Genomic DNA, 23,183 nt, shown 5'->3' on the forward strand with positions numbered 1-23,183 from the left:
GGGGGGGGGGGTGGTGGTTCGGGTGGGGGGGGGGCTGTCCGCCGGGGTTGGTGTCCTCTGGGGGGCGGCGGTGGGGGGGCGCGCCCCCCCCCCCCCCCCGACACAGGTTAACGCAGCAGGGCCTGGATCTGTTCGTGCAGGGTATCGAGGTCGAATGGCTTGGCCAGGATCGGCGCCTTGCGGGCGATCGGGCTGCCGGATTCAAGGATCTCCGCCGGGTAGCCGCTGATGAAGATCACCTTCAGGTCCGGTCGCAACTTTACCGCAGGTTCGGCGATCTCCACCCCGGAAATACCACCCGGCAAGCGGAAATCGGTCACCATCAGGTCCAGGTGCGGCTTGCTCGCCAGAATGGCGAAGGCCTGTTCACCGTCCTCTGCCACCAGCACGTGGTAGCCCTCACCCGCCAGGTAGTCGCGCAGGATCATCCGGATCGCCGGTTCATCTTCGACCACCAGCACCACATCTTGTGCATCTTCACTCATGACAACGCCTTGAAATTCATACAGTTGGCCATCTGACCCCAGGCTTACGCGGAGGTTGCCCGCAGCTGGTCGTTTTGTTCGGTTGCACCTGCCAGCGGCAGCAGCAAGCTGAAAGTGGCACCCTTGCCCTCCTCGCTTTGCACCTGGATGCGTCCGCCATGGGCCTGGACGATCTGCTCGGAGATATACAACCCCAGCCCCAAGCCAGCACTGGCCTGCTGGGTGGCCACGCGCTCGAACTGCTGGAAGATCCGCTGCTGGTTGGCGGCGCTGATGCCGATCCCGCCGTCCTGCACCTGTACCCAGGCCAGGCCATCCTGCTCGAACACCCGCACCTGCACCGGCTGGCCTTCGCCATAGCGCAACGCATTGGACAACAGGTTGGCCAGTACTTGCTCAATACGAAATTCGTCCCACTCGCCACACAGTGATTCGCAACGCTGCAACTCGATACAGGTATCCAGCGCCGCAGCTTGGGCCGCGAAGTTCTCTACCAGGCCACGCACCAGCAGGCTCAGGTCGAATGCCTTGGGCCGCAGCGACAGCTTGCCGGTGCGGATGCGCGACACGTCGAGCATGTCCTCGATCAGGCGGATCAGGCTGTTGATCTGGCGTTCGTCACGCTCGACCATGGCTTGCAGCTTGTCGGCGCTGAACGCACTGAGGTTGCCGCGCGTCAGGTGCATCTTGCGCAGCTGGGTTTCCAGGATCAGGCCGTTGAGCGGCGTGCGCACCTCATGGGCAACGATCGACATGAAGTCGTCGCGCATGCGCACCGCATGCTCCAGCTCACCCCGCGCCACCTGCAACTGGGCCAGCAGCAGCTCCTGCTCCTGGCGGCTGCGTTCGAGCGCCTGCAACTGCCGGTCGAGCACCTTGCGCTGGCGGTACAGGTCGACGAATACCGATACCTTGCTCTTGACCGCCAGGGTGTCGAGGGGCTTGTGCAGGAAGTCCACCGCGCCGCTCTCGTAACCCTTGAAGGCATAGTTCATTTCACGCCCGGCAGCGGTGACGAAAACGATCGGAATGTTGCGGGTCTTTTCCGTACCGCGCATCAGCTCGGCCAGCTCGAAGCCGTTCATGCCCGGCATCTGCACGTCGAGAATGGCCAGGGCGAACTCGTGTTCGAGCAACAGCGACAGGGCCGCTTCTGCCGACTGCGCCTGGTGCACTTCGCGGTCTTCGCCCTGGATCAGGGCGGCCAGGGCCAGCAGGTTTTCCGGCAGGTCGTCGACGATCAGCAGTTTGGCAGGGGTGTGGCTTAGCATGCGCTGGGTTCCAGGGTAGCGAGCAACTGCCCGATACCGCTCAGAGAAAGAATAAGGTCAGGCGTGTGCAGGGCCAGTGCGGCCTCCGGCATCAGCGCCACCTGTGCGTCGCGGGGGTCCTGGACCACGGTCCGGCCGCCGTTGTTCTTGATGTAGGCAAGCCCTTGGGCACCATCTTCATTGGCACCGGTAAGTAGCACGCCGAGCAACCCGGGGCCGTAGGCATCGGCCGCCGAGGTGAACAGAAAATCGATGGCCGGGCGCGAGAAATGCACCGGCTCCTCCTGGCTCAGCGACAGGCTGAAGTCGGCTTCCACCGACAGGTGGTAACCCGGCCCGGCCACGTAGATCTGCCCGGGGGCAATGGCTTGCTTGTCGCAAGCCTGGCGCACCGGCAGCTGCACGCGCCGTTGCAGCACCTCGGCCAACTGGCTGTGGCGGTCGTCTGGCAGGTGCAGCACGCACAAGACCGGAATGGCAAAACTGGCCGGCAGCGCGCCGAGCACCGTGAACAGCGCCGTGACGCCGCCCGCCGAGGCGCCGATGACCACCGCACGCACGCCGTTCATGATTTGCGGTAGATCCGTTCGGGCTTGACCAGCGGCTCGAAGCGCTCGCTGTAGGCCGAAAAGTCTACCGATTCCTTGCTGCCCAGTACCAGGAAGCCACGGTGGCACAAGGACTCGTGGAACAGCCCGAGGGCGCGGTCCTGCAGCGCCTTGTTGAAATAGATCAGCACATTGCGGCACGACACCAACTGGGTCTCGGAAAACACGCTGTCGGTGGCCAGGCTGTGGTCGGCAAAGGTCACGTTGTCACGCAGGCTGCTGTCCATGATGGCGTTGCCATAGGCAGCGGTGTAGTACTCGGCAAAGTCGCGGCGGCCACCGGCCAGGCGGTAGTTTTCTTCGTACTCGCGCATGCTCTGCATCGAGTAGATGCCCTGCTTGGCACGGTCCAGCGAGTGCGGGTTGATGTCGGTGGCGTAAATGATGGTGCGTTCGAGCAGGCCCTCCTCGCGCAGCAGGATGGCCATTGAATACACCTCTTCACCGGTGCTGCAACCGGCAATCCACACCTTGATCGACGGCCAGGTGCGCAGCAGCGGCACCACTTCCTGGCGCAGCGCGAGGAAGTGGCTGGGGTCGCGGAACATCTCGCTGACCGGGATCGTCAGGTACTGCAGCAACTGCATGAACATGCTCGGGTCGTGCAGCACCCGCTCCTGCAGCGCCGACACCGTAAGGCAATCGAACTGGCGCAGCGCATGGAGGATCCGGCGCTTGATCGAAGCGCCGGAATAGTTGCGAAAATCGTAGCTGTATTTGAGGTAGATCGCCTCGATCAGCAGCCGGATCTCGATGTCGGTGTTGCGCTCGCTAGTCAAATTCGCTCCAGTTGCGGCAGCCATACGCGGATCAACGAGAACAGGCGGTCCAGGTCGATCGGTTTGGCCAGGTAATCATTGGCGCCTGCCTGCAGGCAACGCTGCTGGTCGTCCTTCATCGCCTTGGCGGTGACGGCGATGATCGGCAGCTTGCGCCAGCGCGGCTGCTGGCGGATTAGCCGAGTGGCCTCGAAGCCGTCCATCTCCGGCATCATCACGTCCATCAGCACCAGGTCGATGTCATCGTGCTGCTCCAGGCGCTCGATGGCTTCGCGCCCGTTGCGGCCGATCTCGACGATGGCACCTTTGTGCTCCAGGGCGCTGGTGAGGGCAAAGATGTTGCGCACATCGTCGTCCACCAGCAGCACCTTGCGGCCCTCGAACACCTTGTCGCGGCTGCGCGCGGTCTTGAGCATGCGCTGGCGCTCATGGGACAGCTGCGATTCGACCTTGTGCAGGAACAGCGTCACTTCATCAAGCAGACGCTCCGGCGAGCGCGCGCCCTTGATGATGATCGAGCGCGAATACTTGAGCAGGTCGGCCTCTTCTTCGCGGGTGAGGTTGCGCCCGGTGTAGACGATCACTGGCGGGAACGAACGGATATCCTCGGCGGTCATGCGTTTGAGCAGCTCGTTGCCGAGCATGTCGGGCAGCTTGAGGTCGATGATCATGCAGTCGTAGATGTTCTCGCGCAACAGTGCCAGGGCGTCCTGGGCCATGGCCACCGCAGTGATTTCGACATCCTCGTCGCCGATCAGGCGGGCGATGCTCTCGCGCTGCAGGTCGTCGTCCTCCACCAGCAGGATGTGCTTGAGCTTCTGGGTCAGCTTGGCCTCCAGGCGGGCGAAGACTTCCTTGAGCTCCTCACGGCTGGTGGGTTTGACCGCATAACCCACCGCCCCCATGTGCATGGCTGCCTCGACACGGTCCTCCACCGAGATGATGTGCACCGGGATGTGCCGGGTGGTGGCCTGCTCCTTGAGGCGCTGCAACACGGTCAGCCCGGAATGGTCGGGCAGGCGCATGTCCAGCAGGATTGCATCGGGGATGTACTGTTCGGCCAGCTCGAAGCCCTCATCGGCGCTTTGCGCCACCAGGCAGCTGTAACCCAGTTCGTGGGCCAGGTCGAAGAGAATGCGGGCGAAGTTCGGCTCGTCCTCGACTACCAGAATGCAGCGGTTGCCAAACGGTGCGCGCTCGCGGTCATCGCTGAAGGCCGGAGCCGGGCGCTTGGCCAGCGCCGGAACGGTAATCGACGGCGCCGGCGGCAGGCTGTCAACGGCCGGGCGCAAGCTCAACGCCTCGACCTCCTCACCCTGCGACTCGTAGCGTTCCGGCATGATCAGGTTGAACACGCTGCCCTGGCCAAGGCTGCTGTCAACGCTGATCTGCCCGCCCAGCAGATGGGCCAGGTCACGCGAGATCGACAGGCCCAGGCCGGTGCCGCCGTAGCGGCGGTTACTGGTGCCGTCAACCTGATGGAAGGCGCCGAAGATCGCCTGCTGCTGGTCGGCGGCGATGCCGATGCCGCTGTCGCGCACCGCGAAGATGATGCCGCTGCCGGCCTGGTAGCCAATGTTCAGGCTGACCTGGCCACGCTCGGTGAACTTGATGGCGTTGGACAGCAGGTTCTTGAGGATCTGCTCCAGGCGCTGGCGGTCGGTGAACAAGGTGGCTGGCACCTTCGCTTCGACCGTGACCTCGAAGCCCAGGCCCTTGTGCTCGGCCAACGGCTGGAACATGCCACGCAAGCCTTCGACCAGGCGTTCGAGCTGAGTGTTTTCCGGGCGCACTTCAAGCTTGCCGGCCTCGACCTTGGCGATGTCGAGGATGTCGTTGATCAGGTTCAGCAGGTCGTTGCCAGCGGAGTAGATCGACTCGGCGAACTTGACCTGCTCGGCGCTGAGGTTGCCCTCGCCGTTCTCGGCCAGCAGCTTGGCCAGGATCAGCGAGCTGTTGAGCGGCGTGCGCAGCTCGTGGGACATGTTGGCGAGGAACTCGGACTTGTACTTGCTCGAGCGTTGCAGGTCGTCGGCACGCGCCTGCAGTTCTTCCTGGGCCTGGCTGAGTTCGTCGTTCTTGCGGTCCAGCGCCTCGGTGCGTTCGGACAGTTGCTCGTTGGTCTGCTCAAGTTCGGCCTGCTGGGTTTCCAGGTGGGCCTGGGACTCCTTGAGCACCCGGGATTGTTCTTCGAGCTCTTCGTTGGCGGTCTTCAGTTCTTCCTGCTGCACCTGCAGTTCTTCGTTGAGCTGCTGGGTCTCGGCCAATACTTCCTGCAGGCGCTGGCGATAACGGGCACTTTCGATGGAAATGCCAAGGTTGCCGGCGACCCGTTGCATCAGTTCGTCGTCACGTTCCTGCAGCGGGCGCAGGAAGCCCAGTTCGAGCACCCCGTTGATCTGGCCGTCATCGCCGGCCGGCATCAGCAGCGCACTGCGTGGCAGGCCGCTGCCCAGGCCAGAGCTCAGGTGATAGTAGTTTTCCGGGAGGTCGTCCAGGCGCAGCAGGCGCCCTTCGCGCACGGCCTGGGCCAGCAGGCCGTCGTGATCACCCAGCACCTGTTGGCGAGCCTGCTCCTCGGCCGCCAGGCCATAGCTGGCCACGCGTACCAGGCGGCCATGTTCGTCGCGCACATAAAGCGCACCGACCACGCTGCCCAGATAGCTGGCGAAGAAGCGCAGAATGTTGTCGCCTAGCATCGGCAGGGTCAGCTGGCCGAGCATCTGCCCGGCCAGCTGTGTCTGGCCATTGCGCAGCCAGGCCTGGTGCTCCAGGCGCTCGGCAGCGCGCTGCTGCGCCTGCAGGTTTTCGGTGTAGCTGGCCGACAGGGCCAACAGATCGCGGCGGCCGAAATAGGCGAGCAAAGCGCTGAGGCCGACGATGAGCAGCACAAAGGCGGAAATGGCGGTAACGGTAACCGCACTGACCTTCTCGGTGCGCGCCAGGCGCAGCTGCTGCTCGGTGCCGATCAGGTCGTCGAACTCTTTGCGTATTTCGTCGGTGATGCGCTTGCCGCGGCCATTGCCGACCGAAGCACGGTAGTCGCCACCCGTGCGCAGCTGGTTGATCATCTCGCCGCCGAATGCGTTCCAGGCATTTTGCAAGGCAATCAGCCGGTCGATACGGTCAACCTGCTGCGGGTTGTCCTCGACCATGCCGCGCAGGCTCTGCAGGCTACCGAGAATGCGTGGCTTGGCCACCTCGTAGGGGTCGAGGAAGCGTTCGTCACCAGTGATCAGATAACCGCGCATGCCGGTTTCCATGTCGATCGACAACTTGAGCGTTTCGTTGGCATTGCCGATCACCCGATCGGTGTGCTCGACCCACTGCATGGACGAAAGCAGGTAGTTGATCACCGCGACGAAGGCCACGGCGCCGAGCAGGCCCACGGCCAGGGGCAGGCCGATATTTCGGCTTAACAGCTTGCGGAAGCTTTGCTGGTCAATCGAGGCTGCTTGAATCATTTGAAAACGCCCGCGCAAAAAAGGTCCATTGAAAAGTGTGGCGGCTGAAGCCTGTTGTTATCTGCCGCTGCGCTCACCGGTTAACAAGCGAGTCTAACCCGCTTGGGCCGCTTCGGCAGGGCATTTAGCCAGTATTTGAAGGCTGCCTGTGAGATTCGTTCCATCGTTGTGCCACAGTCGGTATCCTCGGGAACTTCTGTCCCTGCCTGGCGCACAGAGTAGGGACATGCCTTTTTTTAACAGGAATACAACCATGCACCTTCTGGTAGTCGAAGACGACGACATCGTACGCATGCTGATGGTCGAAGTGCTCGACGAATTGGGCTACAGCACCCTCGAGGCAGAAAACGCCACGGCAGCGCTGAAGGTGATCGAGGATACCAGCCAGCAACTGGCCCTGCTGGTGACCGACGTGGGCCTGCCGGACATGCGCGGTGAGGCGCTGGCAGCCAAGGCCCGTGCGGCGCGGCCGTTGCTGCCAGTGCTGTTTGCCAGTGGCTATGCCGAGAGTTTCGAGGTGCCGGAGGGCATGCACATGATCGGCAAGCCGTTCAGCATCGACCAGCTGCGCGACAAGGTGGTGGAGATTCTGGGTACGCCTTGAGCGGCGGTAATGCCACTCAAAGCTCTCTGCGCAACAGATAGGTATCCATGATCCACCCCCTGCGCAGCCGCTCCCGCTCGCGCACCTCAAGTATCCGTGCCTTCACGGCCTGCAAAGGCCCAGCGATCAGCACTTCATCGGCCGTGCCCAGGTAAGCGCCCCAGTAGATCACCAGCGCCGGATCCTCCAGCGCCGCAAAGGCACATTGCCCGTCGAGCATCACCACCACATTGTCCACCTGCCCCTGCTCGGCCAGGCGCCGCCCTGGCAGTACAGTCAGCGGCTCGCCAATGCGGTTGAGGGGGATCTGGTGCCGCGCCGCCAGGGCCTGCACACTGCTGATACCGGGAATCACCTGCAGGCGCAGCGCCACACCGCGTTCGCGGACCAGGGCAAGAATACGCAAGGTGCTGTCGTAGAGCCCCGGCTCACCCCAAAGCAAAAAGGCGCCGATATCCTCGGCGCCCATCTCTTCGCTGATCAACCGGGCATACAGCGCGGCACGCTGGCGATGCCAGTCGTGCACCGCGCCTGCGTAGTCATCCGCCTCGGCATCGCGCCGCGGGTCCGCCACTTGCACCAGGCGGTAGCCACCCTCGGGCCGGTAGCGCTCGAGGATCGCCTTGCGCAAGCGCAGCAGATCACCCTTGCCGGCGCCTTTGTCGAGCACGAAGAACACGCTGGCGCGACGCAGTGCCTCGATTGCCTCGACGGTGATCTGCCGCGGGTCGCCTGGGCCGATACCGATCAGCAGAACGTCTTTCATGGCACCGCCCGATATCTCGACTCAGAAGATAGAGAAGTTATAGCTGACGATGACCCGTGTCTCGTCCATGTCCCGCGCCCACTTCTCGTAGTTGCTGCGGTACGTGGAGTTGCGCAGGCGCACGCTGACATCCTTGAAGGTGCCGCTCTGCACCTGGTACTTGAGCTCGGTGTCGCGTTCCCATTCCTTGCCTTCGGCATTGCTGCCCGGGACCTTGATGTGGTCGCCGTTGATGTAGCGGGTGAAGAAGCTCAGGCCGGGCACGCCGAGGGCTTTGAAGTCGTAGTCGTAACGCAACTGCCAGGAGCGCTCCTGGGCGGCGGCGAAGTCGTTGACCTGGGCGTAGTTGACCAGGTACGGGTTGCTGCCATCGAGGTACGGCATGGCACTTTCGCCGTACATGCGCTGCCAGCCGGCGCTGATCTTGTGCCCTCCCAGGCTGTAGCCGAGCATGCCGCTGAAGGCCCGGTGGTCGATCTCGCCAGCGCGGGCATTGCCGATGTCATCGCTCTTGATCAGCCGCAGGTCTGCCGACAGGCTGCCGACGGCGAGCGGCTGGCTGGCGACCAGGCCAAGGAAATGCTGGCGGTAGATGTTTTCCAGCTTGGCGACCTGATACTGGGCACTGAACCGGTCATTGAAACGGTAGTCCAGGCCGGCCAGGTCAAAGTGGTCGGCTTCGGTATCGCAGGCATAGCGCTTGTTCTTGCAATGCACGCGAATATCCTGGCGATCGGTGGAATCACGCGCGGTGTACTTGTCCAGCCGGGCCAGGGTGAACTTCAGGTCGCGCACTTCTTCGGAGGTGAGCATCGCACCGTGGAACAGGGTCGGCAGCAGGCGACCATCGTTGTATTTCAACAGCGGTACGTCCGGCATCATCGAGCCATACTTCAGCACCGTGCTGGAAACCTTGACCTTGGCCGCCAGGCCCATCTTCGCGTATTGGTCGGCGGAGTGCCGTGGGTCGTGCCCGGAAGACGGCAGCAAACCACTGTTACTGTCGGCCGGGCTGGAATCCAGCTTGATCCCTAACATGCCCAGTGCATCCACGCCAAAGCCGACCGGGCCCTGGGTATAACCCGACTGCACATTGAGAATGAAGCCTTGCGCCGACTCTTCACGTTTTGACGCACCCTGGCTGGAACTGCTGTGGCCGTCACGAAAATCCCGGTTGAAATAGACAGTGCGTGCTTCGAGCTTGGCACGCGTGTCTTCAAGAAAACCGGCGGCCTGGGCATGCGCGCCGGTACACAACAGGAACAGGCCGGCAACACGGCGCCCGGGGGCGAGAGGAAGGGGGGAAAACATGCGAGGGAACATCCACAAGAAAGGCGAAAAAACAAATCGTGGCGCACCCTGCGCCACGCTAATGCGTCGCGGCCGAACATGCGCCGACCATCATCTGAAATGATCGCCCAACCGCTCTGCTCCGGGCTATTGGACCATGGTCTAGAAGCCCTCGAAGACGGATCGCAAAACCGTTTGAGTTACCGCCCGGAAAACTTGGAAAGTTCCCGTTTACTTATAAAAAGTTTGCGGTTTACCGAAGTCCGGCAAGTGTCTACACTCGATCTCAGCGAACAGTGTTACCCACCCGCGTGGCGGGCGTTTAGTCCTTGTCAATGTTCGTCACGCCCTGCCACGGAAGACGTACAGGAGTGATTACAGTGTCCAGACTTGCAGAGTTTCGTGCTGCCGAAAAAGCGCTCCAGGAACAGATGGCGCAACTGGAGGCGCTGAAAAAGGATGCCGGCCTCAAACGCGAAATCGAATTCGAGCAGAAACTAGTCGGCCTGATGAAAAGCTATGACAAAAGTCTGCGCGATATCATCGCCATCCTCGACCCGAAGGCGGTTACCCGTGGTGCTGTCAGTGCACCGAAACAGCAGCGCCGCCCGCGCGTGGTTAAAGTCTACGAAAACCCGCACACCGGCGAGCTGATCGAGACCAAAGGCGGCAACCACCGCGGTCTCAAGGCGTGGAAAGAACAGTATGGGGCCACTACCGTGGAAAGCTGGGTTCGCTGATGAAACGTCAACACCCACTTCACACTTTTTTCACAACGGCTGCAGCAGTATCGAGACAGCTAAAGGACTAGCGACCCCATCACGCGCCCGCACATGCGGGCCTCTAATTCCGGCGCCCTGCTCCCCCCGAGCAGGGCGCTTTCATTTGCGCAAACGCTTCACTGACGTATCATGGCCTCCTGTCTGTTTCGCTGGCACCTGGTTGCCAGCCCCGTCTCTGGAGTACCCATGAGCCTGCACGATCTGCAAACCCTGCCTGGCGTCACCGCACAGCCAGACGCCGCTACCGCCCAGTTCGTCTTCAACCACACCATGCTGCGGGTCAAGGACATCGAGAAGTCGCTGGACTTCTACACCCGCGTGCTGGGCTTCCGCCTGGTCGACAAGCGCGACTTCCCGGAAGCTGCCTTCAGCCTGTACTTCCTGGCGCTGGTCGACCCGGCACAGATCCCTGCCGACGACGCTGCCCGCCACCAGTGGATGAAGTCGATCCCGGGCGTGCTGGAGCTGACCCACAACCACGGCACCGAAAACGACGCGGATTTCGCCTACCACAACGGCAACACCGACCCTCGTGGCTTTGGCCACATCTGCGTCTCGGTGCCGGACGTACGTGAAGCCTGTGCGCGTTTCGAAGCCCTCGACGTGCCGTTCCAGAAGCGCCTGCAAGACGGCCGCATGAACCACCTGGCCTTCATCAAGGACCCGGACGGTTACTGGGTAGAAGTGATCCAGCCAACCGAACTGAAGGGCTGATCGCCGTCAGCTCGCGCTCGTCGGGCCGGGAACTGCCGGCCCCTTGCTGTGGTATATGAAGGTAACCGCTTCACATGCCACAGCGAGGTAAGGACGATGCAATCTCTTCACTGTGAATACCGCGACCACACCATCACCGCCAGCGTGATGCCCCACCCCGACTCCCCCCTGCCCTATGCCGCCGGTTGCCTGATCACCGACCCACAGGGGCACACCAGCAAGCGCATGTCGATGCCGATGAAGTTCTTCTCGGACCTTGAGAATGCCCAGCATGTGTCGCTGGCCCATGGCCGGGCATTGGTGGACGAGCAGTTGGACAAGGGGCACAAGGCCTTCTGACCCGAGCGGTCATTTTGTTGCAGGAGCGGCGCGCGCGTAGGCTACCGCCGCTTCAACCTGTTCGCGGCTGGGCCGTACCCCGGTGTACAGCACGAACTGCTCCAACGCTTGCAGGGCGATCACTTCGAGCCCGGTAATTACCGGCTTGCCCAGCGCCTCCGCCCGCTGAATTAACGGCGTGCGCGCCGGCATCGCCACCACGTCGAACACCCGTTCTGCTGCCGCGATGGCATTTTCGCTGAAGGCCAGTTCCTGCGCCTCCGGCCCGCCAGCCATGCCGATCGGTGTCACGTTCACCAGCATCGGCGGGCACAAGTCACCCAGCTCAGCCACCCAGCGATAACCGCAGACATCCGCCAACTGCCGCCCGGCCTGCTCGTTGCGCGCGACGATGATGCCTTCTCGGAACCCGGCGTCGCGCAAGGCACTGGCCACCGCCTTGGCCATGCCGCCACTGCCGCGCAGGGCGAACGCAGTGGCGGGATCGACCTGATGTTCTTCGAACAGCTGCCGCACGGCCAGGTAATCGGTGTTGTAGGCCTTCAGATGCCCTGCTGTATTGACCAAGGTATTGACCGACTCGATCGCCGCCGCCGACGGGTCGATTTCGTCGACCAGCGCCATGCACGCCTCCTTGTACGGCATCGACACGCCACAGCCGCGAATGCCCAGCGCGCGGATGCCTGCGACGGCTGCCGGCAGGTCGTCGGTGCTCATGGCCTTGTAGTAGTAGTCAAGGCCGAGCTGCTGGTAGAGGTGATTATGAAAACGCACGCCGAAGGTGCCAGGCCGCCCGGCCAGGGAAATGCACAGTACGGTGTCTCTGCTGGGAGTTGTCGCCATAACCTGCTCCTTTTTCAGAACTGAATCGTTTATTCAGCGTACCAGACGCAACCACTGGTCGTCCCTTACACAACCTTTACCGTTTCCCTGTGCTCGGCTGACAGAGACCGGAGTCATAGTATTAAGGCCCCAAGCGTGGGGTTACCTTGCGAGGAAGTCTCATGAACCGTCATCTCCCCGGAATCGCCCTGCTGGTCGGTGCCTTGGCCATCAGCGGGCAAGCCTCTGCCCATGGTGGCGGCGGTCATGGCTGGTATGGCCCGGGTCCGCTGCTCGGTGCCGCTGTGGTCGGTGCCGTGGTCGGTGCGACGGTATATGGCGGCCACGACCGCACCGTCTATGTGCAACAACAGCCTGTCTACTACGGGCCGCCGCCGGTGTATGTGCAGGCGCCGCCACAGCCAGTCTACTACCAGCCGTACTACGTACCGGCTCCGCCACCACCGGCGTACCGCCCGTACTACGGCCCGCCACCGGTGTATTACGGCCCGCCTCGCTGGTGATCGTTGATAAAACTGATGAGCACTATTGAGCGTGTTGATTTCAAACACTGTCGGCTGCTGCGTAAGGTAGGGCCATGTTTCACAGGAGGTCCCCATGGCCACTATTCAGATCATGTCCGTCGTCGGCACTGCCGTCCCCGTCACCCTGCGTGAGCAAGGCCTGCTGGCCTGCTGGTACCTGGTAAGCAATGGCGAGGCCGTCAGCGGCCCGCTGGCTACCCGCGCCTCGGCCCAGGCCCTGGCTGAACAGCTCCAGGCCGATTGCCTGATCGCTTGACCGAATTTGTTGTGCGTTGCTCCCTACGCTCCTTGTGACCCGCCTGCTGGCGGGTCTTTTTTTGCCTGGTCATACCGACAAACGGAGAGCGAAAAACCATTGCAGCATGAGGCTTTTCATTTCGCGGCCGCAGCACAATGAAAGCCCTATCAGAATCGTCTGATTAAACTTCTGGCCATTCTGAGGATAACGTGGCGCATTCATTTCACAGGCATGCGCCATGCAAAAACAAGGCAAACTTATGACCAAGCAAGCAAGCAAGCAAGCAAGCAAGCAAGCAAGCAAGCAAGCAAGCAAGCAAGCAAGCAAGCAAGCAAGCAAGCAAGCAAGCAAGCAAGCAAGCAAGCAAGCAAGCAAGCATTATAATGGCCTGACTATACTTATATCAAGTATATGCTTCACTATTTCTGCATGTAGTTCACCGCCACATGCAAGCGTAAACGAAACTTCCAGTGAGGCAGAGAACGCCCGTTTAAATCACGCCTACCAGCGTTTAATTATCGAGCACCCCGAATTCAACTGGCCATTTGTCGAGGGGCTTGCAAAATGAATAAACCTATCACATCACTGGCTGCTTTTATCTTTATCGCCGCACCTTCGCTCTCGTTTGCAGCGTGTGAGTTTTTTGACGGCCACTCGCAAAAACAGATAACCATAAGTATACCTTCAACGCTTTCCATTCCCCGCGACGCTGCAGTCAATAGCGTCATTTATGAGTCCGCGGCAACAACCTTCAATGGCGCCGCATCGTACAAGTGCTCAGCCCCATTCACGGTCGGGGTTAAAAACAATTTGGGAACCGACTCAACATCATCTTATTTCCCAATAGGCAATACGGGGCTTTCGTGGCAGTGGGTTTATCAGGGGACTGCATACAATGGTGTTGGCGGCGGGAGAACCCAACAACCAGGCGGATATGGATTCAACACCACAACCAACGCCCTGCGCATAGTTAAAACCGGCGATATTTCACCAGGCACAACCCTACCAGCCGGCACCCTGGGTTACATGCAAATAGATTCGACCAGCCTAAGACCTTTAGCAATGATCACTGACAAGAGTTTAGCCATTATCCTTCAGTCGTGCGAAACTCCAGACATTGCCGTCGACATGGGCGAACACAACCTTAGCGTATTTTCAAGAAACGGAAATGCCACGCCACCCAAAGCGTTCAATATAAAACTGAATAACTGCCCGAGTGGCATCCAGAAAGTCAGCTATAGCTTATCTGCCACGTCAGGCTCCCCTGCAGTGGACAGCGCACTCGGCATTATAGAATTAAACAAAAGCTCAACCGCTAAAGGTATAGCGCTGCAATTGCTCGACAGCAATCAGACTCCCCTACAACTCGACAAGACCTATATCTTCAATGAGTACTCGACAGCTGGCGGAACCTTCTCCATACCCTTGAATGCCAAGTATATACGGACGCTACCGAATGGTGCCTCCGGCCAATACGATGAGGGAATGGCCGCAGGCTCCGCCAACAGCGAAGTGATCTTCGTCATGAACTATTTGTAACTACTGTGTGGGCGTCACGGTTGAAGCTGGAGGCCTGTCTAGCCGTTTTGCCTCATTACAGCTGTGGTTCAGCCAGAAACGCGGACTCGTGCAGCGGGGGCAGATCTATCCCCCGCACCATTTGCTTGCCATGCTGACGCAGCAAATTCGGCTCCGCGCCATGCCTGGGGGAAGCCCACCCACATTGCATGACAGCTTGGCCACGCCGCCCAGGCGCTGCTCACCGCCTAGGCAAAAGTGGCTGAATTCGGCCAATGAGTGGCCCACATGGGCGTAGCTGGAAAAGCAGGTTTGGGTACTGGATTAAATTTCCTTCACCTTGCGCCCTTTGGATATAAGGCATTCGACAGCACTTCGGCCATACTCCACAAATGTTTTTAGCGTTTTGAAGAGTTTCAGAAAGTGAGGAAAGCCCGTATTTACGGGCCTTCCAGCCCTCCCTGCCACACTGCATCCCACCCAAAAACACACCCATTGGTACGAAAATTGGTACGAGCTGGCTGTACGCCCATCCAGCATTTTTTCGAAGCCACTCTGACCCCTTTAGCCAACATCATCATGCGATTATTTTCGCGGTTCTGAGCGGTGTACAGTGCCGTTTTCGCGGGCTCCCGCCTCTCCTCACCGCCCAAAACGTATACATTGGCCCAAGAATTGGCCCAAGACTTCAGATGAAAACCCACGCTTACCTTAGGTGCGGCGCAACAGTTTCCAAGACCGTATACAAGCGCTCAGACCATTGGGCTATGAGGTCCGCTATGACTGACAGCTATCGACCCTTTGCAGCCGTTCGAGGTTTCTACGAAAGCGGGGTCGATGCATCTGGCTGTTGGTCGCGCTGGTCGAAACCTGCCAACTGTGAAGCTTCGCCGCAGGAGTTGATTCACATCAATGAGCACTTTTCCAGTTTTCTCACACTGGGTTTTCCTCAGCCGTGTTGTGTAGGGAAGGCTGTTGGGCAGTGGATTCTCTCTTACATTTTCAGGCAGGCACCGTCCTGCTCTGTGAGGTTCCTCATGTACAGCAGAGTTCTTATTTCGCCCTCCGAATTGGCCGAACTGGTCAAACATGGGCCCGTCGTACTCATCGACACCCGAGATGCTGCGAGTTACGCCGAGGCCCACCTGCCGGGCGCGGTGAATATCCACGAGATATTTACCTACCTGGCGACCACCACTCTGGAAGGCCTGACCGCGCTGCGCGATACATTCGTCCAGGCATTCGCGAAGGCCGGCTTGTCCGGCAAGGAGACGGCGCTGGTGTACGAGCAGTCCATGACCACTGGCTTCGGGCAGTCTTGCCGGGGCTACGTGCTGCTCCGCTATCTCGGCTACCCACGCGACAAGATCAAGATTCTGCATGGCGGCTACAACGCCTGGCGCAACGCAGGACTTCCCAGTACCAGTGAAGCGTCCTCGCCGGCCCCCGCCACGTTTCCTTCTTCCGATGGAGAACGCAGCCTCTTCGTCGACCTTGCCGAAATGAAGCGGGTAGTTGCCGACCCCAAAGTCGTCAAGCTCGACGTACGTGACGTTGACGAATGGATCGGCGAAAGCTCATCGCCCTATGGAAAGGATTTCTGCCCGCGCAAGGGGCGTATCCCTGGATCCGTCTGGCTGGAGTGGTACCGGATGATGAAGCCGACGGCTCAAGGGCCGATGTTCAAGTCACCCAGTGAGATTCTCGCTGAGTGCGCGACGGTCGGATTCGGCCGCGATACGCCTGTGGTGGTCTTTTGCTTCAAGGGCGCACGTGCCTCCAATACCTTAGTGGCTTTGGAGGAAGCCGGAATCAGGGACGTTCGCCTCTACCTGGGCTCCTGGAACGAGTGGTCTCGAGACCCTGCGTTACCCATCGAGGAAGGGCTCCCCTATTAGTAGCCGCTCATGCAGGCAGCCGGACTGGCTGCCCTGCGCGAAACTCTGTGAGCGTCCAGCGATTGCACATTGATCCTTAAGTCAGCGGGAGAACAAACATGAAGAAAACCACAATAGCCATGGCGTTGGCTCTGTTGGCAAGCGCTCCACTGGTGTCGGTGAAGGGGGCCGAAACCAAGCCCAAGGTCGACGACAAGGCGGCGGTGCAGGCTACGCCCAAGGCGCCGGACACCGCCGCGTTCGACAAGCAACTGGAGCAGATCCAGCAGCAGATGGGAGCGATGCACGAACAAATGCAGAAGATCCAGACCACCCAGGACCCGAAGGAGCGGCAGAAGCTGCTGGATGAGCACTGGAACAGCATGCGCAGCACCATGACCGCGATGCACGACCTCTGGGCGAAGGGGGGCGGACCCGCTGGCATGGGGCCCGGAGGAATGGGCATGGGGCCGGGCATGATGGGGGGGGGTGGCGGCTGGATGCACATGCGCGGCTACTACTCGCATCTCACGCCCGAGCAGGCGCGTCAGCACCAATACATGATGGATCAGTACCTGAACATGCAGCAGCAGATGATGAACCACATGATGTGGCAGCAGCAGTACCGTGGCGCAGAGCCGGCACAGAAACCGTGACCGATCTCTCTGGCAACACGAAGGCCTCGCCCTTGGCGAGCCCGCTTGCGGCGGCCAACGGTGATCTGGAAACCGCCTGCAGGATCACGATGGGCAAATCCGCTCGCTGGAAGAGAAGCATCAGCACGCCCGCGATGCATTGGAACACTATCGCCAGATGATTTTCGCGTTTTGAAGAGTTTTTGAAAGTGAGGAAAGCCCGTGTTTACGGGCCTTCCAGCCCTCCCCGCCACACTGCATCCCACCCAAAAAACACAGCCATTGGTACGAAAATTGGTACGAGCTGGCTGTACGCCCATCCAGCATTTTTTGAAGCCACTCTGCCCCCTTTAGCCAACATAACCATGCGCTATGCCATGGTGTTTAGCGAGTGGGGATGTGTTGATTTTGCTGGATAAAATACCCCTCTATCCCCAACCGAAACACATCTATTGGTTCGCGCCCCATAGCGGAGGTTCAGCCGAGATGTGCTTGCATACAACATATGGAAATACGTATATTCGAGTTTCCATATGTATTGGTGCAACCATGATTACCCCGCCCGATGTGTTCAAGAGCCTATCCGACGAGACCCGTGCTCGCGCCACCTTGCTGATCGCAAGCCTCGGTGAACTATGTGTCTGCGAACTGATGTGCGCTCTGAACGACAGCCAACCCAAGATAAGCCGTCACCTCGCGCAGCTGCGCAGCAATGGCATGCTGCTGGATCGTCGACAGGGTCAGTGGGTGTACTACCGCCTTAACCCGGAGCTTCCCGCCTGGGTGCATGAAATGCTGCAGGTGACCTTGCAGGCCAACTCACAGTGGTTGGCAGACAACTCGCTTCGGCTGCAAAACATGGACGGCCGCCCCGTCCGTGACGCTGCCTGCTGCTGACCAACATCGCGCGAGGTCTTCATGCTGGTCGCCATTGCCGTCTTTGTTTTCACCCTTATCTTGGTCATCTGGCAGCCGAAGGGGCTTGGCGTTGGCTGGAGTGCCGCGCTCGGTGCCCTAATCGCCTTGGCGGCGGGTGCCGTTTCGCTGCACGACATCCCGACTGTGTGGGCTATTGTCTGGAACGCCACCGCAACCTTCATCGCCGTCATCATCATCAGCCTGCTGCTGGACGAAGCCGGTTTCTTCGAGTGGGCCGCGCTGCACGTGGCGCGCTGGGCAAACGGCAGCGGTTACCGCCTGTTCGCCTTCAGCGTGCTGCTCGGTGCCACCGTGTCGGCGCTGTTCGCCAATGACGGAGCGGCACTGATCCTCACACCTATCGTCATGTCGATGCTGCTCGCGCTGCGTTTTTCGCCCGCCGCGACGCTGGCCTTCGTCATGGCCGCCGGCTTCATCGCCGACACGGCGAGCCTGCCGCTGGTAGTCTCCAACCTGGTAAATATCGTCTCGGCCGACTACTTCAGGCTGGGCTTCAGCGACTATGCCTCGGTGATGGTGCCGGTGAATTTCGCCAGCGTGGCCGCAACCCTGATGGTGCTGTTCCTGTTCTTCCGCCGTGATATCCCGAGACAGTACACGGTCGCGGCCTTGAAGACGCCAAGCGAGGCGATTCATGACCGCGCGACCTTCAACGTTGGTGGCTGGGTGCTGCTGGTGTTGTTGATCGGCCTGTTCGCCCTGGAACCACTGGGTATCCCGATCAGTGCGGTAGCCGCGGCCTGCGCGGCGATTCTCTTTGCCGTCGCCGCTCGCGGGCATCGCATCTCGACCCGCCGAGTACTGCGCGAAGCGCCCTGGCAGGTGGTGATTTTCTCTCTTGGCATGTACCTGGTGGTCTACGGACTGAAGAATGCCGGCCTCACCGACATGCTCACCCACCTGCTGGATCGCCTTGCGCAGCAAGGGCTGTGGAGTGCTGCCATCGGCACCGGGTTGATTGCCGCATTGCTGTCCTCGGTCATGAACAACATGCCAAGCGTGTTGGTCGGCGCCTTGTCGATCCAGGCCAGCGAGGCGCAAGGGCTGGTGCGTGAAGCGATGATCTACGCCAACGTCATCGGCTGCGACCTCGGCCCAAAGATCACCCCCATCGGCAGCCTCGCTACGCTGCTCTGGCTGCACGTGCTGGAGCGCAAAGGCGTGCGCATCACCTGGGGTTACTACTTTAAGGTCGGCATCCTGCTGACGCTGCCGGTTCTGTTGATCACCCTTTCGGCCCTGGCATTGCGCCTGAGCCTCTGACATCCGCCACGAAGCGGAGGAGCCCCCATGCGAGTCCTGTTCATGTGCACGGCCAACAGCTGCCGCAGCATCCTTTCCGAGGCCATGTTCAATCACTTGGCGCCTCACGGATTTGAAGCCGTCAGTTCCGGCAGTTTTCCGAAGGGCCAAGTGTTGCCTCGCAGCCTGACCACCTTGCAGCATGCCGGCATCTCAACAGATGGGCTGAGCAGCAAGGGCAATGACGCGTTCGTGGACTGCCCTCCTGATATCGTCATCACCGTGTGCGACAAGGCTGCCGGCGAAGCTTGCCCGGTGTATTTCGGGCCTGCACTGAAGTCGCACTGGGGGCTGGAGGATCCATCCGATGTCGTGGCTGACGAGGCGTCGGTCGACACAGCATTCCGCGCCACGCTGGCTCGCATCGAAGCTCGCTGCCAGGCCTTCTTCGCGCTGCCTTTCGATCACCTCGACCGTGAGCAGCTCAAGCATGAGCTGGATCGCATCGGTACGCTTTGAGCAGGAGGAAACATGTCCGAGCAATTGCCTAATCTCGACCTCGCGCTGTTCGATGTGCCGCCAGCGGTGAGTCGTTCCAGTGAGCACAAGCCGCGCATCCTACTGCTGTATGGATCGACACGCGAACGCTCCTTCAGTCGCTTGCTGGTGGAGGAAGCCGCACGCCTGCTGGAGCACTTCGGTGCCGAGACGCAGGTGTTCAATCCATCGGGCCTGCCGCTGCCTGAAGACGTGCCGGTTGAGCACCCGAAGGTGCAGGAATTGCGTGACCTGGTGCAGTGGTCGGAAGGCCAGGTCTGGTGCTCGCCAGAGCGCCATGGTGCGATGTCTGCGGTTTTCAAAGCGCAGATCGACTGGATACCCCTGGCGCTGGGTGCGGTTCGCCCCACCCAAGGCAAGACCCTGGCAGTCATGCAGGTGTGTGGCGGCTCGCAATCGTTCAACGTAGTCAACCAGCTTCGTGTGCTTGGCCGCTGGATGCGGATGTTCACCATTCCGAACCAGTCCTCGGTACCCAAGGCCCACCTAGAGTTCGACGACGCTGGGCGGATGAAGCCTTCGCCGTATTACGACCGCGTGGTGGATGTCATGGAGGAGCTGGTGAAGTTCACCATGCTGCTGCGTGACCGCCAGGAGTTCCTGGTGGATCGCTATTCGGAGCGTAAGGAGAATGCCGAGCAACTCTCAGTCCGTGTAAACCAGCGCTCGATTTGAGCGCTATGTCCATCACCGATCGAAAGTGCTCGATCAAGGATGCCTTCGAACTGGCTCGCCAAAACGTGGGACGCCAAGGGTTCAAGCCTTCCGCTTGGACCATTTGATCCACTGAACAAATTCAGTGAAGCGGTGGCAGATCTTTCCCGCGGGCCTTGGCTACCACCCGCAGCTGGTAATCGCAGACCACTTGGAATAGCGACTCGGCCAGCAGGTGCAGCCGCTCGACTTCTTCAGCGGGTTTCCCTTCATCCTGCGCCTGGTGATAAGCCCGCATGGCGACCAGGGCCTCTTTCAACAGGGGCTCTCCCGCCTCAATCATTCCGATGAAGGTGCGCTTCTCCATTGCCTGCTCCGATCAGTTCATCAGCGCATTATAGGACGCTTTTCAGAACTGCCCGGCTATTTGTGCACGTTCAAAGCTGGCTCTATCCCTCCACTGGATGGCCCGCACGTCTGAAAGGCCGAAAGGCACTACGGCGCAAGTGATAAGCGATATGCTGAACTGGACATACTTCTCTACAGAGGAGGCATTACGCGGTTCACGACCTAACTAACAGCACCTTTGACCGGACGGTGATCAGTTATGTTCTTGCCGACGTGCAAGCGGCTCGGACTACTGGTTTGGCTCCGTCAATTCCGATAACTAAAAGGACCCTTAATTAGCAATCCGCTGACCTGATGCCCCAAATAAAAGAAGTCAAAATTCAAAGCCTTTTCCATTTTCTTTATCCTTATTGAACCCCGCGGACGCTAGACATCATTTCGCCCAAAGAGATAGAACCATCCGGACTTTTCAATTATTTCGCGTGCTACCTTGGGGGGGATAACAAGCTAAAAAAGGCTGAAATCAATACCAACGCTGCTCCAATCGCCAAACCCGTCCGAGAGGCCTGTTCAATAGACTCCAAATTAAACAACACACCCATCATCACCGCCCCGGTGGTCTGCCCCACCAATCGCGCAGTACCTTGCAACCCTCCCATTGCACCGCTCCTTCGCATGGGCGCACCCATGAACATATTGCGGTTATTCGCAACATTGAACATGCTGAATCCGAAGCCACACAAAACGACGCAGGGTATTAACAACCAGGCTACGCCATTATCAACTAAAGAGATCATAAAAAGCCCAAAAGCAAGTCCCACTCCGCCCGAGAGACACAGTTTCGCCGTTGGGAATCTATCTGCAAGTGCTCCGGAAAATGGAGCCATGACGGCGACGCTCAGCGGCCAGGCCGCCATCAATCCGCTTACCACCCAGTTACTCAACCCGAGACTCTTTTGAAAAAAGAATGGCAGGGCGACCATTCCTACAGCCTGCCCAGAAAAGCAAAAGATCGAAGAAATAACCGACACACGCAAAGGATAATGCTTAAGCAAGTCTATCGGAACCAATGGCGCGGAATTCGTCCGTTCTCTTTTAACTAGGATCCACATCTGCGCAACGGAAAATACGAGCAAAAGAGCGCCCGCTATCGGCCTGTTCGCCAACACACCTAGCGCCGCTATTAGTGCTGCAAAGACTCCGACACTCAACAACATACTAAACAGGTCAAGCGGATCATCTTTCTTCGCGGAGGGCGGCAGAAAGACGGTTGCAAGCAACACCACCGCCACCACTGGAAGTGCGCAGCTGAAGAGCCAAGACCACTGGGCGACTGAAATTATGGCAGTGCCGATGAAAGGACCCGCGGCTGATGAAAATGCTACAACTGATGCATTCCAACCTATGGCGGCGCCAAGTCTCTGATGACTCACAATGCTGCGCAACAGTGCCATTCCCAATGCCATTATTGGGGCTCCGCCAATGCCCTGCAGCAAACGGGCAGCAACAAGCCAGCCAAGAGTAGGCGCTAGTGCACATGCCATGGTACTGGCGGCAAACAAACACAGGCCCCAAGTGAACACACCGCGATAACCGAATTTTTCTCCGAGCGCCGCACAGGGCAACATCGCTATCAGCAAACCTGCTTGATAAGCAGTCAATATCCAGGTGGCATCAGCGGGAGATACCCGCAGCTCCACGGCCATTGCCGGGAGCGCTACTGTAGCCATCGCGGTGTTCATAACCACCAACATCATTCCGGCCAATACGGCGCACACTGCCATCTTCGATGATAGTGCAGGCGTGTTGTGTGGTCCGGCCACAGGCGGCATCAAGTCGTATGAGCCCGACATTTTCTTCACTGCCGTGTCTCTGGAACCCAATTTCCAGCTTGCTCGACATACCGAGTCATCTGTCGCGCCTCCTTGTCCTCTTTCTTAAGGTCGCGATCGGTCAAGCGGAATATCAATGCTTGGCTTCCTACACAGCGTGTATCGTGGATATCTCCGGGTAAGTACACTTGAGTCTCTCCAGCATGGATCACTGTGGAGCCACGTTTGATGAGCTTTACATCACCATTTTGGTCTTCGATCCTGGCATATGTACCCACCTCGACCGCGCCATGCTGCACGCCATAGATGGCCCAGCCCCTGCCGTGATCATGAGGCTGACGGTAAAGCTCAGCTGGCTCCGTGTAGGCCAGCAGAATGAACCCATGTTCTGGATCCCGGTAAAGCTCTTTTTGAACCGCCGCTTCCAAGTGAAGCAAAGCCAGCCACTGCTCTGAGTAGTCGGCGTTAACCAGGTGCCCCAACTGGTGCTGACAGGCGGCGACAAGCTCAGTACTCATCGGCCCCCATGACGACCTTACGTTGCTGATGAATCTTTCAAGCGCGCTCATACAGGCTCTCCCAATCGGTTTAACTGCTCGCCATCCCACTCTAGTGAGCACCGTTGGATTGCGGAAGACGCGCTACCTGCATTCTAATTGTGCATACGACGCCTTATCTCCCCCTGCATAAGCGACCCCGACATGACTACTCCCGATTTAAATTTGCTCATCACCCTTGAAGCAATCTTGGCAGAGGGCAGTGTGTAGTGGTCTACTAACCCCGGACACCCATTTAGGCGAGAATGCTCGCCACAGAGAGGTGTCCGATGACCAAGCAACGCCGTACCTTTACCCCTGAGTTCAAGCACGAAGC

25 protein-coding genes are annotated in these 23,183 nt (G+C 59.6%); 14 read left to right on the forward strand and 11 right to left on the reverse strand.

The features are described from left to right. Window positions 1-107: 107 nt before the first annotated feature. The 5 genes from ABE528_RS26640 to ABE528_RS26660 are packed head-to-tail and all read right to left on the reverse strand — an operon-like array spanning window position 108 to window position 6,607. On the reverse strand, window positions 108-485 hold the full coding sequence (locus ABE528_RS26640; protein WP_023629509.1) for a response regulator: 378 nt from the start codon (window positions 483-485) through the stop codon (window positions 108-110). 44 nt (window positions 486-529) lie between these two features. Next, the gene (locus tag ABE528_RS26645) at window positions 530-1,756 is read right to left on the reverse strand and encodes a hybrid sensor histidine kinase/response regulator (protein ID WP_152956123.1); all 1,227 of its coding nucleotides are present in this window, start codon (window positions 1,754-1,756) and stop codon (window positions 530-532) included. Beyond that, window positions 1,750-2,325, reverse strand: coding sequence for a chemotaxis protein CheB (locus ABE528_RS26650; protein ID WP_152956122.1), 576 nt, complete (start codon window positions 2,323-2,325; stop codon window positions 1,750-1,752). Before ABE528_RS26650 ends, ABE528_RS26645 begins: the two co-directional genes overlap by 7 nt. Then, a complete protein-coding gene (locus ABE528_RS26655) occupies window positions 2,322-3,143 on the reverse strand; it encodes a protein-glutamate O-methyltransferase CheR (protein WP_152956121.1) in 822 nt (273 codons plus the stop codon). The genes ABE528_RS26650 and ABE528_RS26655 overlap by 4 nt, the downstream gene beginning before the upstream one ends. After that, window positions 3,140-6,607, reverse strand: coding sequence for a response regulator (locus tag ABE528_RS26660; protein WP_346654555.1), 3,468 nt, complete (start codon window positions 6,605-6,607; stop codon window positions 3,140-3,142). Before ABE528_RS26660 ends, ABE528_RS26655 begins: the two co-directional genes overlap by 4 nt. A 253-nt stretch (window positions 6,608-6,860) precedes the next feature. Between ABE528_RS26660 and ABE528_RS26665 the strand changes: the two genes are divergently transcribed. Continuing rightward, the gene (locus tag ABE528_RS26665; RefSeq protein WP_152956119.1) at window positions 6,861-7,211 is read left to right on the forward strand and encodes a response regulator; all 351 of its coding nucleotides are present in this window, start codon (window positions 6,861-6,863) and stop codon (window positions 7,209-7,211) included. Window positions 7,212-7,227: 16 nt separating this feature from the next. Here ABE528_RS26665 and cobF read toward each other — a convergent pair whose 3' ends face one another. Continuing rightward, complete coding sequence (cobF, locus tag ABE528_RS26670; protein WP_346654556.1) at window positions 7,228-7,977, reverse strand: precorrin-6A synthase (deacetylating); 750 nt, start codon at window positions 7,975-7,977, stop codon at window positions 7,228-7,230. A gap of 21 nt (window positions 7,978-7,998) precedes the next feature. Next, window positions 7,999-9,288, reverse strand: a complete 1,290-nt coding sequence (locus tag ABE528_RS26675) for an OprD family porin (protein WP_152956117.1) — start codon at window positions 9,286-9,288, stop codon at window positions 7,999-8,001. 359 nt (window positions 9,289-9,647) lie between these two features. On the opposite strand from ABE528_RS26675, the gene ABE528_RS26680 reads away from it, so the two are divergent. From ABE528_RS26680 to ABE528_RS26690, 3 genes are all read left to right on the forward strand, one after another. Continuing rightward, entirely contained in the window at window positions 9,648-10,007 is a 360-nt protein-coding gene (locus tag ABE528_RS26680; RefSeq protein WP_346654557.1) for a histone-like nucleoid-structuring protein, MvaT/MvaU family, read from the forward strand. A 228-nt stretch (window positions 10,008-10,235) separates the two neighbouring features. Next, on the forward strand, window positions 10,236-10,763 hold the full coding sequence (gene gloA, locus ABE528_RS26685) for a lactoylglutathione lyase (RefSeq protein WP_152956116.1): 528 nt from the start codon (window positions 10,236-10,238) through the stop codon (window positions 10,761-10,763). A gap of 96 nt (window positions 10,764-10,859) precedes the next feature. After that, on the forward strand, window positions 10,860-11,102 hold the full coding sequence (locus ABE528_RS26690; RefSeq protein ID WP_054883229.1) for a hypothetical protein: 243 nt from the start codon (window positions 10,860-10,862) through the stop codon (window positions 11,100-11,102). A 9-nt stretch (window positions 11,103-11,111) separates the two neighbouring features. Here ABE528_RS26690 and ABE528_RS26695 read toward each other — a convergent pair whose 3' ends face one another. Continuing rightward, the gene (locus ABE528_RS26695; RefSeq protein WP_346654558.1) at window positions 11,112-11,945 is read right to left on the reverse strand and encodes a shikimate 5-dehydrogenase; all 834 of its coding nucleotides are present in this window, start codon (window positions 11,943-11,945) and stop codon (window positions 11,112-11,114) included. Window positions 11,946-12,106: 161 nt separating this feature from the next. Here ABE528_RS26695 and ABE528_RS26700 point away from each other — a divergent pair, with 161 nt between their 5' ends. The 10 genes from ABE528_RS26700 to arsH all read left to right on the forward strand — a co-directional run bounded on the left by ABE528_RS26700 (window position 12,107) and on the right by arsH (window position 20,151). Continuing rightward, window positions 12,107-12,448, forward strand: coding sequence for a hypothetical protein (locus ABE528_RS26700; protein ID WP_152956114.1), 342 nt, complete (start codon window positions 12,107-12,109; stop codon window positions 12,446-12,448). 94 nt (window positions 12,449-12,542) lie between these two features. Next, window positions 12,543-12,725, forward strand: coding sequence for a hypothetical protein (locus ABE528_RS26705; protein WP_152956113.1), 183 nt, complete (start codon window positions 12,543-12,545; stop codon window positions 12,723-12,725). 220 nt (window positions 12,726-12,945) lie between these two features. Beyond that, window positions 12,946-13,275: a hypothetical protein gene (locus ABE528_RS26710; protein ID WP_346654559.1), complete on the forward strand. Its 330-nt coding sequence runs from the start codon at window positions 12,946-12,948 to the stop codon at window positions 13,273-13,275. After that, entirely contained in the window at window positions 13,272-14,246 is a 975-nt protein-coding gene (locus ABE528_RS26715; protein WP_152956111.1) for a fimbrial protein, read from the forward strand. The genes ABE528_RS26710 and ABE528_RS26715 overlap by 4 nt, the downstream gene beginning before the upstream one ends. A 758-nt stretch (window positions 14,247-15,004) precedes the next feature. Beyond that, on the forward strand, window positions 15,005-16,123 hold the full coding sequence (locus tag ABE528_RS26720) for a sulfurtransferase (RefSeq protein ID WP_346654560.1): 1,119 nt from the start codon (window positions 15,005-15,007) through the stop codon (window positions 16,121-16,123). 98 nt (window positions 16,124-16,221) lie between these two features. After that, on the forward strand, window positions 16,222-16,758 hold the full coding sequence (locus ABE528_RS26725; RefSeq protein WP_346654561.1) for a hypothetical protein: 537 nt from the start codon (window positions 16,222-16,224) through the stop codon (window positions 16,756-16,758). 528 nt (window positions 16,759-17,286) lie between these two features. Further along, the gene (locus ABE528_RS26730) at window positions 17,287-17,634 is read left to right on the forward strand and encodes a metalloregulator ArsR/SmtB family transcription factor (RefSeq protein WP_313365110.1); all 348 of its coding nucleotides are present in this window, start codon (window positions 17,287-17,289) and stop codon (window positions 17,632-17,634) included. A 21-nt stretch (window positions 17,635-17,655) separates the two neighbouring features. Continuing rightward, a complete protein-coding gene (locus ABE528_RS26735; protein WP_346654562.1) occupies window positions 17,656-18,939 on the forward strand; it encodes an arsenic transporter in 1,284 nt (427 codons plus the stop codon). Between the two features lie 27 nt (window positions 18,940-18,966). Further along, on the forward strand, window positions 18,967-19,437 hold the full coding sequence (locus ABE528_RS26740) for an arsenate reductase ArsC (protein WP_346654563.1): 471 nt from the start codon (window positions 18,967-18,969) through the stop codon (window positions 19,435-19,437). Between the two features lie 12 nt (window positions 19,438-19,449). Then, on the forward strand, window positions 19,450-20,151 hold the full coding sequence (gene arsH, locus ABE528_RS26745; protein WP_346654564.1) for an arsenical resistance protein ArsH: 702 nt from the start codon (window positions 19,450-19,452) through the stop codon (window positions 20,149-20,151). A 121-nt stretch (window positions 20,152-20,272) separates the two neighbouring features. Here the strand turns inward: arsH and ABE528_RS26750 are convergent, their stop codons facing one another. The 3 genes from ABE528_RS26750 to ABE528_RS26760 form a co-directional block, all read right to left on the reverse strand. Next, window positions 20,273-20,497 carry a hypothetical protein gene (locus tag ABE528_RS26750; RefSeq protein ID WP_346654565.1) on the reverse strand — a complete coding sequence of 75 codons (225 nt, stop codon included), beginning with the start codon at window positions 20,495-20,497 and terminating at the stop codon, window positions 20,273-20,275. 466 nt (window positions 20,498-20,963) lie between these two features. After that, complete coding sequence (locus ABE528_RS26755) at window positions 20,964-22,331, reverse strand: MFS transporter (protein ID WP_346654567.1); 1,368 nt, start codon at window positions 22,329-22,331, stop codon at window positions 20,964-20,966. A gap of 5 nt (window positions 22,332-22,336) precedes the next feature. Continuing rightward, complete coding sequence (locus ABE528_RS26760; RefSeq protein WP_346654566.1) at window positions 22,337-22,879, reverse strand: hypothetical protein; 543 nt, start codon at window positions 22,877-22,879, stop codon at window positions 22,337-22,339. Between the last annotated feature and the right edge of the window lie 304 nt (window positions 22,880-23,183).

It is taken from the genome of Pseudomonas sp. TWI628 (genome assembly GCF_039673865.1).
Lineage (GTDB): Bacteria > Pseudomonadota > Gammaproteobacteria > Pseudomonadales > Pseudomonadaceae > Aquipseudomonas.